At 63.2% G+C, this 13,236-nt stretch carries 16 protein-coding genes; 9 read left to right on the top strand and 7 right to left on the bottom strand.

What is annotated here, in order from left to right; all coding sequences use genetic code 11:
* The first annotated feature begins 6 nt into the window (after positions 1–6).
* From FQV27_RS05890 to FQV27_RS05860, 7 genes are all read left to right on the top strand, one after another.
* Positions 7–678, top strand: a complete 672-nt coding sequence (locus FQV27_RS05890; RefSeq protein ID WP_147096942.1) for a glutathione S-transferase family protein — start codon at positions 7–9, stop codon at positions 676–678.
* Between the two features lie 23 nt (positions 679–701).
* Positions 702–1,475, top strand: coding sequence for a VOC family protein (locus FQV27_RS05885; protein ID WP_147096941.1), 774 nt, complete (start codon positions 702–704; stop codon positions 1,473–1,475).
* A gap of 71 nt (positions 1,476–1,546) precedes the next feature.
* Complete coding sequence (locus tag FQV27_RS05880) at positions 1,547–1,885, top strand: VOC family protein (RefSeq protein WP_147096940.1); 339 nt, start codon at positions 1,547–1,549, stop codon at positions 1,883–1,885.
* A gap of 104 nt (positions 1,886–1,989) precedes the next feature.
* A complete protein-coding gene (locus FQV27_RS05875; protein WP_147096939.1) occupies positions 1,990–2,352 on the top strand; it encodes a hypothetical protein in 363 nt (120 codons plus the stop codon).
* A 39-nt stretch (positions 2,353–2,391) separates the two neighbouring features.
* Positions 2,392–3,096 carry a DUF899 family protein gene (locus tag FQV27_RS05870; RefSeq protein ID WP_147096938.1) on the top strand — a complete coding sequence of 235 codons (705 nt, stop codon included), beginning with the start codon at positions 2,392–2,394 and terminating at the stop codon, positions 3,094–3,096.
* Between the two features lie 2 nt (positions 3,097–3,098).
* Positions 3,099–3,548, top strand: a complete 450-nt coding sequence (locus tag FQV27_RS05865) for a YybH family protein (RefSeq protein ID WP_186827232.1) — start codon at positions 3,099–3,101, stop codon at positions 3,546–3,548.
* Between the two features lie 2 nt (positions 3,549–3,550).
* Complete coding sequence (locus tag FQV27_RS05860; RefSeq protein WP_147096936.1) at positions 3,551–4,393, top strand: alpha/beta fold hydrolase; 843 nt, start codon at positions 3,551–3,553, stop codon at positions 4,391–4,393.
* A gap of 21 nt (positions 4,394–4,414) precedes the next feature.
* Here the strand turns inward: FQV27_RS05860 and FQV27_RS05855 are convergent, their stop codons facing one another.
* The 4 genes from FQV27_RS05855 to FQV27_RS05840 are packed head-to-tail and all read right to left on the bottom strand — an operon-like array spanning position 4,415 to position 7,852.
* The gene (locus tag FQV27_RS05855) at positions 4,415–5,248 is read right to left on the bottom strand and encodes a metal ABC transporter permease (protein ID WP_147096935.1); all 834 of its coding nucleotides are present in this window, start codon (positions 5,246–5,248) and stop codon (positions 4,415–4,417) included.
* The gene (locus tag FQV27_RS05850) at positions 5,245–6,102 is read right to left on the bottom strand and encodes a metal ABC transporter permease (protein WP_147096934.1); all 858 of its coding nucleotides are present in this window, start codon (positions 6,100–6,102) and stop codon (positions 5,245–5,247) included. The genes FQV27_RS05855 and FQV27_RS05850 overlap by 4 nt, the downstream gene beginning before the upstream one ends.
* Complete coding sequence (locus FQV27_RS05845; protein WP_147096933.1) at positions 6,099–6,953, bottom strand: manganese/iron ABC transporter ATP-binding protein; 855 nt, start codon at positions 6,951–6,953, stop codon at positions 6,099–6,101. Before FQV27_RS05845 ends, FQV27_RS05850 begins: the two co-directional genes overlap by 4 nt.
* Entirely contained in the window at positions 6,950–7,852 is a 903-nt protein-coding gene (locus FQV27_RS05840) for a metal ABC transporter substrate-binding protein (protein ID WP_147096932.1), read from the bottom strand. The genes FQV27_RS05845 and FQV27_RS05840 overlap by 4 nt, the downstream gene beginning before the upstream one ends.
* 132 nt (positions 7,853–7,984) lie before the next feature.
* Here FQV27_RS05840 and FQV27_RS05835 point away from each other — a divergent pair, with 132 nt between their 5' ends.
* The gene (locus FQV27_RS05835; RefSeq protein WP_147096931.1) at positions 7,985–8,413 is read left to right on the top strand and encodes a Fur family transcriptional regulator; all 429 of its coding nucleotides are present in this window, start codon (positions 7,985–7,987) and stop codon (positions 8,411–8,413) included.
* A gap of 222 nt (positions 8,414–8,635) precedes the next feature.
* Positions 8,636–9,271, top strand: a complete 636-nt coding sequence (locus FQV27_RS05830; protein WP_246133012.1) for a LysE family translocator — start codon at positions 8,636–8,638, stop codon at positions 9,269–9,271.
* Positions 9,272–9,486: 215 nt separating this feature from the next.
* Here FQV27_RS05830 and xylB read toward each other — a convergent pair whose 3' ends face one another.
* From xylB to FQV27_RS05815, 3 genes are read right to left on the bottom strand one after another with little or no spacing between them, the layout of a single operon-like run.
* Complete coding sequence (gene xylB / locus FQV27_RS05825; protein ID WP_147096930.1) at positions 9,487–10,917, bottom strand: xylulokinase; 1,431 nt, start codon at positions 10,915–10,917, stop codon at positions 9,487–9,489.
* 18 nt (positions 10,918–10,935) lie between these two features.
* Positions 10,936–11,604, bottom strand: a complete 669-nt coding sequence (locus tag FQV27_RS05820) for an HAD family hydrolase (RefSeq protein ID WP_147096929.1) — start codon at positions 11,602–11,604, stop codon at positions 10,936–10,938.
* Positions 11,601–13,058 (bottom strand): mannitol dehydrogenase family protein, encoded by a 1,458-nt coding sequence (locus FQV27_RS05815; RefSeq protein WP_147096928.1) that lies wholly within the window; start codon positions 13,056–13,058, stop codon positions 11,601–11,603. Before FQV27_RS05815 ends, FQV27_RS05820 begins: the two co-directional genes overlap by 4 nt.
* Positions 13,059–13,236: the final 178 nt, after the last annotated feature.

Genomic DNA, 13,236 nt, shown 5'->3' with positions numbered 1-13,236 from the left:
AGCGAGATGAGCAAGCTGACGATCTATACCTATGACTGGCTGCCCGAATTCCCGCGCGGGTTCGTGCGCGATCTTCGTGCCCGCTGGGTCGCCGAGGAAACCGGCCGCGATTACGAAATCGCGACAGTGCCGGTTCATCCCAAAAGCGATGCGCACAAGGCGATGCAGCCTTTCGCGCAGGTGCCGATGATCGAGGATGGCGATGTCTCGCTGTTTGAGACCGGGGCAATCGTGCTGCATCTGGCCGAAGGCTCGGCATTGCTTCCGGAGGCGATGCGGTCCGAGATCACGCAATGGGTGATCGCGGCGCTGAACAGTCTGGAACCGATGATCAGCAACTGGATGACCAGCCAGCTGTCGAAGGACATGCCCGATATCTTCGGTCCGCCGGCAAGCGAGGAGCTGGAGGCGCAGTTTCTGAAATCCATGAACGCGCGGCTTGCGGCGATGGAAAAGCTGCTGGCGGACGACCGTGAATGGATCGCCGGGGATTTCAGCGCGGCGGACATCATCCTTGTCGATGTCCTGCGGCAGGCGGGCGACGCCACGAAGGGCTATCCTGCGCTGACCGCGTATATTGAACGTGCCACAGCGCGCCCTGCCTTCAAGCAGGCCATGGCCGACCACATGAAGCATTGGGAAGACGCAGATGCCGCGAAGGCGGCGCAAGCGGGCTGAACGACTGACGGAGGAGTATTGAGATGAGCTATCACGGTAATCCCTGCTGGTATGAACTGGGCACCAGCGATCTGAAGGGCGCAGGCGATTTTTACAGCAAGATCCTTGGCTGGAATGTCGCCGATTCGGGGATGGAGGGGTTTGAATACCACCTTGCCAAGATGGGCGATGCGATGGTCGCGGGCATGATGTCGAATGCCGACCAGGAAGGCCCGCCCCCGCCGAACTGGGTGATCTATTTCGCCGTCGATGATTGCGACAAGGCGGCGGCGGATATCAAGGCAGCAGGCGGAAAGGCCCTGATGGAGCCCGCCGATATTCCGAATACCGGCCGCTTCGCCGTGGTCGCCGACCCGCAGGGCGCAGTCTTCGGCATTCTTCAACCCGAACCGATGACGCCCTCGGCGCAGGAGCATCCTTTCGATCAGCAGAAAGCCGGTCACGGCAACTGGAACGAGCTGATGACCCCCGACCCCGAGGGCGGATATGCCTTCTATTCCAAGCTGTTCGGCTGGACCAAGGGCGAGGCGATGGATATGGGCGAGATGGGCACCTATCAGCTGATCCGCCGCGACGGTGTCGATATTGGCGCGATACAGGCGCAGGGCAGCGCGCCGGTGCCGTATTGGCTGCCCTATTTCGGGGTCGATGGCAGCGTTACCGCCAAGGTCGAGGCGATCAAGGCCGCAGGCGGGCAGGTCCATCACGGCCCCGCCGAAGTCCCCGGCCCGGCCTTCATCGCCATCGCCCAGGACCCGCAGGGCGCGGCTTTCGCCATTGTCGGGGCAGAAAAATAACCTGAACAACCGGTCCCAGCCGCCCGCCAGCGTGGCGCGGCCGGGACCATGCAAGCGACGAGGAGGACGATATGCAAGTCAACACCATCTTCGCGACGATCCACTGCACCAATCTTGAACATGCAACCGAGTGGTATACCGCGCTTTTCGACCGCGAACCCGACGCCGCGCCCATGGATGGGCTGAAGGAATGGCATCTGGGCGATAAGGCCGGGCTGCAACTGGTCGAGGACCGCCACCACGCAGGCCACGGGACCGCGACGCTTGGCGTGACCGGGATCGAAGGCTTTGCCAAGCGCATGGCATCGGGCGGCCTGCCGATGAGCGACATTCAGCAGGGCGACTTCGCCCGCATCCTGACGCTGAGCGATCCCGACGACAACAGGATCGTTCTGGCCGAAAGAAGCTGACAAGGACTGACCGACCTGTCCGGCGATATCCATGCGCGCCCCGGCGTGCGTGATGCCGTCGCAGACGCAAAACCCGGATGAAGATACAGCAATCGGAGGAGACGATGACGAAAATAGAAGGCAGCGGCGATTGCGGTAACTCGCCAAAGAACCAGCTTGCGCAGGATATTGCAGTCGGGCTTGAGACGGGCGACCTGCCGAAGGATCTGCTTGACGACGACATCACCTGGCACCCGCCCGGCGGCAAGAAGCTGGAAGGGGCCGAGACGGTTCTGGACGCGCTTGCCAAGGTGAAGCCGCCGAAGCTGGTGCAGGTCGTTCATGCAATCTCGCACGGGAAGGTCGGGGCTTCGAACGGGATCAGTACTGATGCGGACGGCAAGGCGCGGGGCTTTGCGCATGTGATCGGCTTCACATCGACCAGTGCGAAAAAGATCGCAGATATCCGCAGCTACCGCACGGGATAGCAGCGACAGCGAGGGACGCATTCAATCGGAGGTATTGAGATGACCGAGTTGAAACCGGCAAAGGAACTGGCAGAGCTGCGAGAGCAGAAACTGCCCGGCGAAAGCGCCGAATACACCGCCGCGCGCAAGGCGCTGCTGGCCGAGGAGATCGAGTTTCGCCGCCATAAGGAGCGTGTGGCCCAGATGCGCCGCGACCTGCCGCCGGGGCCGGTGGTGGAAAAGGATTATCGCTTCATCACCGCGGACGGGGCCGAGGTCGGCCTGATCGACCTGTTCGGCGACCATGACACGCTGATCACCTATTTCTGGATGTATGGCCCGGAACGCCAGAACCCCTGCCCGATGTGCGTCAACTGGATCGGCGGGATGGAGGGCAATGTCCCCGACATCACCCAGCGCGTGGCCTACCGCGTCCTCTCTCGCGGCCCGGTCGAGCGGATGACGCAGTTTGCGAAGGACCGGGGCTGGCAGCATACCGAATTCGCGCAGACGGTTGGGGATGATTTCATTGCCGACCTGACCGGGCTGGACAAGGACAGCTGCTATGACGTGCCGTTGACGGTCGTCTGGCGTCGCGAGGGTGACAAGGCGCGGCATTTCTATGTCGGCGCGATCCCCGACGAGGCCGCCGATCCCGGTCAGGACCCACGCATGTTCGATATCGCGCCCCTGTGGAACCTGCTTGACTTCACGCCCGAGGGGCGCGGGACGGACTGGTATCCGAAATTGAACTACGAGGATTGATGATGGCACAGGCTGATGACGACATTCGCGCCCTGCTGGACCAGCAGGCGATTGACATGGCAAAGGGCGATGCGCAGGCGGCGATTGCCGCCTATGCCGACGGGCCGGTGCTGTATGATCTGCCGCCGCCCCTGCAGGTAACAGCCGATGCGGGCGGTCTGCAGGAATGGATCGACGGCTGGGACAAGCCGCCGACGATCACCTATCGCGATCTGGAAGTCTCGGTCGCGGGCGATCTCGCGGTGGCGTGGGGCTTTGTTCATACCGCCGTGCGCCGCGACGGCGAGGATGGCGGCTTCTGGTCGCGCAATACTTGGGCGTTTCGACGCGGCGCTGATGGGTGGAAAATTACGCATAACCATAACTCTGTCCCGTTCTACATGGACGACAGCCAGCGCGCGGCGCTGGATCTGGAGCCGGGGACGGGTGCTGCCGAAATCAAGGGGAGCTGAAGATGAGAAAAGTTGTTGCTTTGATGATGGCGGTGTCGACACCCGCGATGGCGGAAACGGTCAATGTCGGCGGTCATGACGTCTATTACGAGGTCCATGGCGATCTGTCGGCGGGTCGGGTGCCGATCCTGCTTCTGCATGGCGGGGCGATGCATATCCAGTCGACCTTTGGCGATCTGATCCCCGAACTGTCTGCGGATCGCCCGGTGATCGGGGTCGAGCAACAGGGGCATGGCCATACGCCCGTTCATGACGGTGACTTCACACTGGAAACGATGCGCGGCGATACGCTGGCCGTGCTGGACGAACTCGGCGTCGAACTGGCCCATGTCATCGGCTTTTCCATGGGCGGGATGCTGGGGCTGGAACTGGCGGTGAATGCACCCGAACGCGTGGCCTCGCTGTCCGCGATCTCGGCCAGTCAGAATGGCGGCGGAATGCTGCCCGATCTGGTGGCGATGAACCGCGACCCGACGCACCAACCCTCGGCCGAGGTGGCGGCGCTGATGCCAAGCGAGGAGGAGTTTGCGCAGATGGCCGCCGACGTGGCCGAGATGAACCCCGGCGGGGCCGAAGGTTTTCAGGCGATGATGGAGAAGACCGGCGCGCTGATCGCGTCGGACTGGGGCTGGACGGATGAGGAATTCGCGGCGATCACCCTGCCCGTGCAGATCATCATGGGCGACAATGATTTCGTGACGCTGGATCACACCCTGCATATGCATGAAACAATCCCGGACAGCTGGCTGGCCGTGCTGCCGGATACCGAGCATATGAACATCATGTCGCGGCCTGAACTGCCGATCCTGTTGAAGCGGCGGATCGTGACGCCGCAGGTTCATTAAGCGGAACTTGCAGGCGCTTGGTCAGACCTGCGCGACCCGCCGCTTGTTCAGCGTCACGCGCCGAATGAATGCGACGACGAAAATCGCCGTCAGCACAAGGATGATCGTGGCGGCGGGCGAACTGTCCAGAAAGAAGCTGGCATAGACGCCGCCCAGCATCCCCAGAAGGTTGACCGCGACGGCGACGGCCAGCATCCAGCCGAAGCGGCGGGTGGTCAGGAAGGCGATCGCTCCGGGTGCGATCAGCAGGCCTACGGCGAGGATCAGGCCGGTTGCGCTCAGCGTCGCGACGATGGTCAGGGACAGGATCGTCAGCAACCCGTAATGCAGCAGCCCGACCGGCAGGCCCGAGGCTTTGGCCTGCGCCGGATCGAAGGCGTGCAGCATCAGGTCTTTCCATTTCAGCAGCAGGCAGGCGCAGACCACGGCCGAAATCAGGGCGGCTGTGCGCAGATCCTCGGCCCCGATGCCCAGCATGTTGCCGAACAGGATATGATCCAGATGAACGTTGGTACGCAGGGCCACATACATGACGATCCCCAGCCCGAACATGCCCGAGAAGACGACGCCCATCACCGTGTCCTGCTTGATGCGGCTGTTTTCGGACAGAAACCCCGTCGCCAGCGCCGTCACCATGCCGGCGGCGAAAGCCCCGAGGATCAGCGGCAGGCCAAGGATATAGGCCAGCACGATACCCGGCAGCACCGCATGGCTGACCGCATCGCCCATCAGCGCCCAGCCTTTCAGGACCAGAAAGCAGGACAGCAGCGCAGTCGGCGGCGCGACCAGAAGGCAGATCAGGAAGGCGTCGCGCATGAAGGGGAAGGTGAACGGCTGGATCAGCGTTTCCATCATGATGCGGGCTCCAACGCGGCGGCGGCGCGGCGGCGGGCAGCCAGCATGCCGTGCTTGGGCGCGAAGATGAAGGCCGCAAGGAAGATCAGCGTTTGCAGGACGACGATCACGCCGCCCGTCGCGCCGTTCAGGAAGAAGCTGACATAGGCGCCAAGGAAGCTGGTCACAGCGCCGATCAGGACGGCAGTCACGATCAGCCGCCCGAAGCGGTCGCACAGCAGATAGGCGGTCGCACCGGGCGTCACGACCAGCGCGATGACCAGAAACGCGCCGACCGTCTGCATGGCGGCGACGACGCAGGCGGCCAGAAGCGTGAAGAACACGCCCTTCAGCAGCCCGGCGCGAAGGCCGATAGACCGGGCGTGGCTTTCATCGAAAAAGACCACCATCAGGTCACGCCATTTCATCGTCAGGATGGCGATGGAAACGACGCCGATGATAACCAGTTGCAGCGTGTCGGCGGCGGACACGGTCAGGATATTGCCCATGGTGATTGTCTGCAGGTCCACGGCGATGGGGTTCACCGACACAAGGAACAGACCCAACCCGAAGAACGAGGTAAAGATCAGCCCGATCACCACATCGACCTTTAGCCCTGATCGTTCGGACAGAAACAGCATCGCCCCCGCCGCCAGCCCGCCCGACAGGAACGCGCCCACGGCCAGCGGGAAGCCCAGCAGATAGGCCCCGGCCACGCCCGGCACGACCGAATGGGACAGCGCATCCCCGATCAGCGACCAGCCTTTCAGCATCAGGAAGCAGGACAGGAAGGCGCAGACCGCGCCCACCAATGCCGCGACCAGCATGGAACTGAGCATGAAGCCATAGGTGAAGGGGTCGAAAAGGACGCTCATTCCGCTTCCTCTCGGCGCTTCATTTCCTCGCCATAATGGACCAGCGGGCGTTCGTCGTCGGAATAGATGGTGATGCTGCGGGCGTCGTCATCGTCATGCAGCGCCTGTCCGCCAAGGGTAAAGTGGCGCAGCACGCCGCCGAAGGCGCGTTCAAGATTTTCGCGGGTAAAGGTGGTTTCGGTCGGCCCGTAAGCCAGCACGGTGCCCTTGACCAGTACCACGCGGTCGCAGAATTCCGGGACCGAGCCGAGGTTGTGCGTGGACACCAGCATCACCCGGCCTTCGTCGCGCAATTCGCCCAGCAATCGGATGATCTGTTCCTCGGTCTGGACATCGACGCCGGTAAAAGGCTCGTCCAGCAGGATCACCTGCCCGTCCTGCGCCAGCGCGCGGGCCAGGAAGACGCGCTTTTTCTGGCCGCCCGACAATTCGCCGATCTGGCGGTGGCGGTAGTCCCACATGCTGACGCGTTTCAACGCCGCCTCGACCGCGTCGTAATCGGCTTTGCGGGGGATGCGCAGAAAGCCCATTTTGCCATAGCGGCCCATCATCACCACGTCCTGAACCAGCACGGGGAAGGACCAGTCGACCTCCTCGGACTGGGGGACATAGGCGACAAGGTTACGCCGCAGGGCTTCGGGGACGGACATGCCAAGCAGGCGGATTTCACCGGCGGCGACGGGGACAAAGCCCATGATCGCCTTGAAAAGCGTGGATTTCCCGGCGCCGTTAACGCCGACAAGGGCGGTCACCGTGCCGCGAGGGATTTCGAAGCTGGCATGATTCAGCGCCGTCAGCCCGTTGCGATAGGTCACCGTCACGTCGCGGCAGAGGATGCCATTATCGCTCATTCGCTTGTCCCTTCTGCGCCGAGGCCTGCGGCGATGGTTTCGGTGGTGCGTTTCAGCAATGCCTCATAGCTCGGCACCGGGCCATCGGGTTCTGACAGGCTGTCCACGTAAAGCTCGCCGCCATAGCGCGCGCCGGTTTCGCGGGCGATTTGACGGGCGGGGGCGGTGTTGACGGTGCTTTCGCAGAAGACGGTGGGGATATGGTTGTCCCGCACTCCGTCGATGACCTGCCGGATCTGCTGAGGCGTGCCCATGCGGTCGGCGTTCATCGGCCACAGATACAGTTCGCGCAGCCCGTAATCGCGGGTCAGATAGGAAAACGCGCCCTCGCAACTGACCAGCCAGCGGCGATCTTCCGGCAGGGCGGCGATCTGGTCGCGCAGGGGCGCGATGGCGGCGGTCAGGCGCTGCTTGTAGGCATCGGCATTGGCGCGATAGGTCGCGGCATTGGCGGGGTCGTGTGCCGCAAAGGCGGTGGCGATATTGTCTATATAGATCATGGCGTTATCAAGGCTCATCCAGGCATGGGGGTTGGGCATGCCCTGATAGGCGTCGGCGGCGACCGGGATCGGCTCGATCCCGTCCGTCAGCGTGACCGAGGGGATTTCGCCCAGATTGGACAGGAACTGATCGAACCAGATTTCCAGATTCATGCCGTTGCGCAGGATCAGGTCGGCATCCTGCGTGCGGACGAAATCGCGCGGGGTGGGTTCATAGCCGTGAATATCCGCGCCGGGCTTGGTGATCGACACCACATCGGCCGCATCCCCCGCCACCTGCTGCGCCATATCGGCCAGCACGGTGAAGGTCGTCACAACCTTCAGGCGGTCCTGATCGGCTTGGGCGGGCAGCGCCAGCGCCGCCGCGATCAGCCCGATAATTCCAGTTATCCTGCGCATTCCTCACCTGCTTTCCCTCATCTGTAAATGCAATTCATTCGCAAGTGTCAAGTGCAATTGAGAATTGATCTCATTTACTTGCCAAGCAGCTTTGCAGGGGCTAGACCAAAGGCGAAGCAAGGGGCATGGCTGATGAGCGCAGAAACCACCGATTTCGCCAAGGCCCTGCGCGAGGCTGGACTGCGCGTGACGCAACAGCGGATGGCGCTGCTGTCGATCCTGATGGATGCCGCCGATCACCCGAATGCCGATGAATTGCTGGCCCGCGCGCGGGGGCTGGACGATTCAATGTCGCTGGCGACGGTTTACCGCACGCTTTCGGCGCTGGAAGAGGCCGGGCTGATCCGCAAGCTGTCGCTGGAAGGCGAACCGTCACGTTACGAAATCGCGCCGGTGGCCGAGCATGACCATCTGGTCGATGTGGAAACCGGCGAAGTAATCGAGCTGGAAAGCGACGAAATCAACCGGATGCGGGCGGAACTGGCGGCACGACTGGGTTATGAGATCGTCAGCCAGCATACGTTGATCCGGGCAAGGAAGTTGGGGCGTGACGAGGCGTAGGCAGGGGATCGTCCAAGGCTGCCGAACGCCCACTGCTTGCCCGGGATCGACGATGCAGATGTCGGCTCTGAGCCCTGAGCGGTCATTGCTACTCAACTGCTTGTAACGGACTTGCGTCGGATGGACCCAAGATCAAGGTGTCGCAGGTTTCGGGTAGTTTGCGACAGCTATGCGACAGCCCTCAAACATGCAAAAAGTACATTGATCCACGAGGACATAAGCTTGACTTACGATCTTGCCCATTGGGCTGCCTTCCTGTCTGCTGCGCTGGTTCTGAACCTCGCGCCCGGACCAGATATCGCCTTCATCCTCGGCCATACAGTCCGAGGCGGTAAGCGGTATGGCGCTGCTGCCATGTTCGGAATCTGGACCGGGGCTTTCTGCCATGTCGTGTTCGCCGTGGTCGGGCTGTCGGCCATTCTGGCAACGTCCGCTTTTGCGTTCTCGGTCGTGAAGTGGGGTGGTGTCGCCTACCTCGTATGGCTTGGCGTTCAGGCCCTGTTGTCGAAGGGAAGCGCGTTCACCGTTGACGACACAGTTGGAAGATCACGCAGCCTTCGGGCGGTTTTCCTGCAAGGCGCGCTGATCGATATTCTGAATCCCAAGGTGGCGATCTTCTTTCTTGCGTTCCTGCCTCAATTCGTCGTTGAAGGAGCAGGGCCTGTCTGGCTGCAGCTTTTTCTTCACGGGACCCTGATCATAGTCGTCGCAGCGGTTGTTGAGCCGCCGCTGGTTGTGCTGGGCGATCGCATCTCTCGGAAGCTTCGCTCAAGCAATAGGCTCGCTCTTTGGCTCGACCGCACTTTGGGCGCGCTGTTCATTGGCCTTGCTGCACGGTTAGCTTTCGTGCAGCGATAGTCGCAAATATCCCGAAACCTGCGTCTGTTGAGTTGAACACGGAAAAGCGGGGATCTTCGTGTCGCGTGTCTTTGTCGCAGGTGTTCCCAGATGCCTGCGGCATAATTTGCAACAGCGGGCACGCTTTGTCCCGCATAGCGGAAGCCCGCGTTATTTTCGGTGACAAGTGCGCATGGGCTGCCACATCGATGGCGGATCAGATCCCGCGCCCCAGCCTACCCCCGATAAAGCCCCCGGAACCGCGCCAGAGCCGCCTCGAATTCAGGGCGCAGCGCCTGATCGGGCAGGATCTCGGCGGCGATATTGGGGGGCGTGCAGACCTGCACCGGATCGGCGCCGGTTGCGGCCATCAGGCCCAGACGCGCCGCACCGAAGGCTGCACCGAAATCGCCGCTTTCGGGGACCAGAACCGGCAGGTTCAGGGCCGTGGCGATGACTTTCAGCCAGTAATCGGACCGCGCGCCGCCGCCCAAAGCCAGCAGCGCCTTGGGGTCGGAACCGGCCGCGTGCAGGGCGGCAAGGTTATCGGCGAAGGCGAAGGCCACGCCTTCCAGCACCGCCTGCGTCATCGCCGCACGGTCGGTGCGGGCGGACAGGCCGTGGAAGCTGGCGCGGGCCTGCGCGTCGTTATGCGGCGTACGCTCACCCGACAGATAGGGCAGGAAGGTGACCTCGCCCGGTGCGCGCAGGTCGGGGCCGAGTTCCGCGGTCAGATCGGCGGGCTTGGCGCCGGTGATGGTCGACAACCACTCCATCGCCGCCGATGCCGACAGGATCACCCCCATCTGGTGCCACATGCCGGGCAGCGCGTGGCAGAAGGCATGAACGGCGCTTTCGGGGCGCGGCAGATAGCGGTCGGTCGCAGCAAAGACCACGCCAGAGGTGCCAAGCGAGACGAAGCCCTGCCCCTCGGCCACAGTCCCCGCGCCGATGGCGGTGGCGGCATTGTCCCCTGCCCCGCCCGCGACCGGCGTGCCGGGCTGCATGCCGAATTCGTTGGCGATTTCGGCGCGAAGGCCGCCTGAGTTTTCGCTGCCCTCAATCAAACGGGGCATCTGGTCGCGGCGCATACCGGATGCGGCCAGCAGCGTGTCGGACCACGCCCGCGCGCCGGTATCCAGCCAGCTTGTGCCGGCGGCATCGGACATCTCGGCCACGCGTTCGCCGTTCAGCCACAGCCGCAGATAGTCCTTGGGCAACAGCACGCAATCGACGCGGGCGAAGGCGTCAGGCTCATTCTCGGCCATCCAGACCAGCTTGGGCGCGGTGAAGCCGGGAAAGACGATATTGCCGGTGATGGCGCGGAAATCGGGGTTGGCATCCAGGCGCGCGGCCTGTTCGTGGCTGCGGGTGTCGTTCCACAGGATCGCCGGGCGGATGACGTTATCGCCCTTGTCCAGCGTTACGGCACCGTGCATCTGCCCCGACAGACCGATCCCCTGAACCCCTGACAGGTCATGTCTGCCGCGCAGTTCGTTCAGGGCCGTCCGGGTCGCCTCGATCCAGTCTGCCGGGTCCTGTTCGGACCAGCCGGAATGCGGACGCGACACCGAAAGCGAACCCGTGGCAGAGCCGACGACCCGCTGATCGGCGTCCATCAGCAGCACCTTCACCCCGGAGGTTCCGAGGTCGATCCCAAGATACAAATCAAGTTCCTCCCGGTGTCAGGCAGAGACCGCCAGTCGCGAGAGAGTGTCAGACAATTCCCGAGGATCCGCAATAACCGCATCCGGTGAAAGGGCAGAGAATTGCCGGGCCAGTCCCGCCGCTTCGGCATGACTGCCGCCAAGGAAGGCGATAACGCGCATCCCGGCAGAACGCGCGGCGCGAATGCCTGCGGGGCTGTCTTCGATCACTACGCAGTCTGCGGGGTTCACGCCAAGCTTGCGGGCCGCGAAAAGAAACAGATCCGGCGCGGGCTTGCCACGCTCGACCTCGCTCGCCGAATAGACATGCGGCGCGAAATCATCCCAAAGTCCGGTAAGGCGCAGCATCTGCTCCAGCCTCTGCGGGGTCGAGGAAGAGGCCACTGCACGCGGCCCGGGCGGCAGGGCGCGGATGGCCCTGGCGATCCCCGGAACGGCGCGAAGTTCCGCTTCGAAACGGTCGCTGACGCGGCCGCGATATTCGGACAGGCGTGGCGTCGCGTCCACGCCCTGCTCATCGCGAATGATCGCTACGATCTCGTTGATCGGTCGGCCGATCATGCGGGCGAAAACCTCGGCATCCGAAATGTCTGCACCCGCGTCGCGCAGGCTGACGGCGAGTTCGGTGACCGAAATCGGCTCGCTATCGACCAGCACCCCGTCGCAATCGAACAGAAGCGGGGTCATTGCCCGGTATAGCTGCGCAACGTCGCCGCCGTGCCGTCACGCCACAGCGCAGCCAGCCAGCGGGCGAAGGCCTCGGCGAATTCCGCGTTCTTGCCCGTATCACCGTAAATCTCTGTCATCCCAAGCCAGGCAGCGGGATTTTCGCGCGCCTCCTGCGCAACCTTGGTCAGCACATCCCAGTTCGGGTCGTTGGGTTCGATCACCGCACCTGAATCCGTCGTCCCGGCGCAGTAACGGCACCAGAGCGCGGATTCGAGCGCCAGCCCCTCGACCGATTTCCCCGCCGCCAGCCGATCAGCAATCGTCGGAATGATAAACTTCGGCTGCCGGTTCGATCCGTCGAGACACAGGCGGCGGATCGTGTCGCCGATCTTCGGGTTGGCGCAACGTTCTTCGACCTTCGCGAAATAAGCCTGAAGATCGGTATTCGGGACCGGCGGAACGGCCGGAATCACCTCGTCATTTTCGACCTTTCGCAAGAAGGCACGCACGAGGTCATTTTCCATGGCCTCATGGACGAAGTGAATGTCCATCAGCCCGGCAGGATAAGCGATGATTGCGTGGCCGCCGTTCAGGATGCGGATCTTCATCAGCTCCCACGGGGTGACATCATCGACGAATTCCACCCCGGCCTTTTCCAGTGCCGGCCGTCCGGCTGGGAAGTTATCTTCCAGCACCCACTGGATAAAATCCTCGCAGAAGACGGGGCTGTCGTCGTCCACCCCCATCTCGCGGATCATGGCGCGTTCGCGGTCGCTGGTGGCGGGGGTGATGCGGTCCACCATGCCGTTCGGGAAGGCGACATTCGCAGCGATCCAGTCGGCCAGCCCCGCGTCGGACAGGCGCGCGGTTTCAACCACCGCCTCTTTCGTGATGACCCCGTTATGGGGGATATTGTCGCAGCACATGACGGTGAAAGGTTGCTGATCCGCATCGCGGCGGGCCTTCAGCCCCGCGACGATCAGGCCGAACACGGTTTTCGGCTCGGCCGGGTTCGCGCCGTCCGCAGCAATGGCGGGGTGCGTGGCGTCGAAATGGCCCGTCGCGGCATTGATGAAATAACCGCCCTCGGTGATCGTCAGGCTGGCGATCTTCGTTGCCGGATCGGCAAGTCTGGCAATCACTTCACCGGGGTTGCCGGGGGCGAGATAGTCGATCATCGCGCCCACCACGCGCGGGTCGGATGCATCGGCTGATTGTTCGACGACCGTATAAAGAAAATCCTGCGCCGCCAGCACATCGCGCGCCTTTGCATCGGCAGGCATGACGCCCGCGCCGATAATGGCGAAATCGTGGCCTTCGCCCATATTCATCAGACGGTCGAGATAGACCGCCTGATGCGCGCGGTGGAAGTTGCCCAGACCGAAATGCACGATTCCGCCCTGAAGGCCGGCGCGGTCATAGCTGGGTGTCGCGACGGGAAGATCGGCCAGATTGGCGTTATTCAGTTTCATCTCTGCTCATCCATGTTCTGCCGTGGGCGGCGGGCGCCGGGCGATGCGGTGACCGGGGCGGCTCGAAAGCCGGGGCGAAAAGGGAACCGGCGGGGCGTTGCAGGCGGGCATTTGCCCTGCCCGCGCCACCGCCGGCCCGGCGGCCTGTATGACCGGCCGAAGCCGGGGCCGCGCGAAT

It is taken from the genome of Paracoccus aurantiacus (genome assembly GCF_007993065.1).
GTDB classification, from domain to species: Bacteria; Pseudomonadota; Alphaproteobacteria; order Rhodobacterales; family Rhodobacteraceae; genus Paracoccus; species Paracoccus aurantiacus.
The sequence above is the reverse complement of the archived record's forward strand: the minus strand, read 5'-3'. Positions and strand labels throughout refer to the sequence as shown.

Bases quoted from the DNA above. Each gene is read 5' to 3' on its own strand.
- FQV27_RS05890 (WP_147096942.1), top strand. From the start codon at position 7: ATGAGCAAGCTGACGATCTATACCTATGACTGGCTGCCCGAATTCCCG.
- FQV27_RS05885 (WP_147096941.1), top strand. From the start codon at position 702: ATGAGCTATCACGGTAATCCCTGCTGGTATGAACTGGGCACCAGCGAT.
- FQV27_RS05880 (WP_147096940.1), top strand. From the start codon at position 1,547: ATGCAAGTCAACACCATCTTCGCGACGATCCACTGCACCAATCTTGAA.
- FQV27_RS05875 (WP_147096939.1), top strand. From the start codon at position 1,990: ATGACGAAAATAGAAGGCAGCGGCGATTGCGGTAACTCGCCAAAGAAC.
- FQV27_RS05870 (WP_147096938.1), top strand. From the start codon at position 2,392: ATGACCGAGTTGAAACCGGCAAAGGAACTGGCAGAGCTGCGAGAGCAG.
- FQV27_RS05865 (WP_186827232.1), top strand. From the start codon at position 3,099: ATGGCACAGGCTGATGACGACATTCGCGCCCTGCTGGACCAGCAGGCG.
- FQV27_RS05860 (WP_147096936.1), top strand. From the start codon at position 3,551: ATGAGAAAAGTTGTTGCTTTGATGATGGCGGTGTCGACACCCGCGATG.
- FQV27_RS05855 (WP_147096935.1), bottom strand. From the start codon at position 5,248: ATGATGGAAACGCTGATCCAGCCGTTCACCTTCCCCTTCATGCGCGAC.
- FQV27_RS05850 (WP_147096934.1), bottom strand. From the start codon at position 6,102: ATGAGCGTCCTTTTCGACCCCTTCACCTATGGCTTCATGCTCAGTTCC.
- FQV27_RS05845 (WP_147096933.1), bottom strand. From the start codon at position 6,953: ATGAGCGATAATGGCATCCTCTGCCGCGACGTGACGGTGACCTATCGC.
- FQV27_RS05840 (WP_147096932.1), bottom strand. From the start codon at position 7,852: ATGCGCAGGATAACTGGAATTATCGGGCTGATCGCGGCGGCGCTGGCG.
- FQV27_RS05835 (WP_147096931.1), top strand. From the start codon at position 7,985: ATGAGCGCAGAAACCACCGATTTCGCCAAGGCCCTGCGCGAGGCTGGA.
- FQV27_RS05820 (WP_147096929.1), bottom strand. From the start codon at position 11,604: ATGACCCCGCTTCTGTTCGATTGCGACGGGGTGCTGGTCGATAGCGAG.
- FQV27_RS05815 (WP_147096928.1), bottom strand. From the start codon at position 13,058: ATGAAACTGAATAACGCCAATCTGGCCGATCTTCCCGTCGCGACACCC.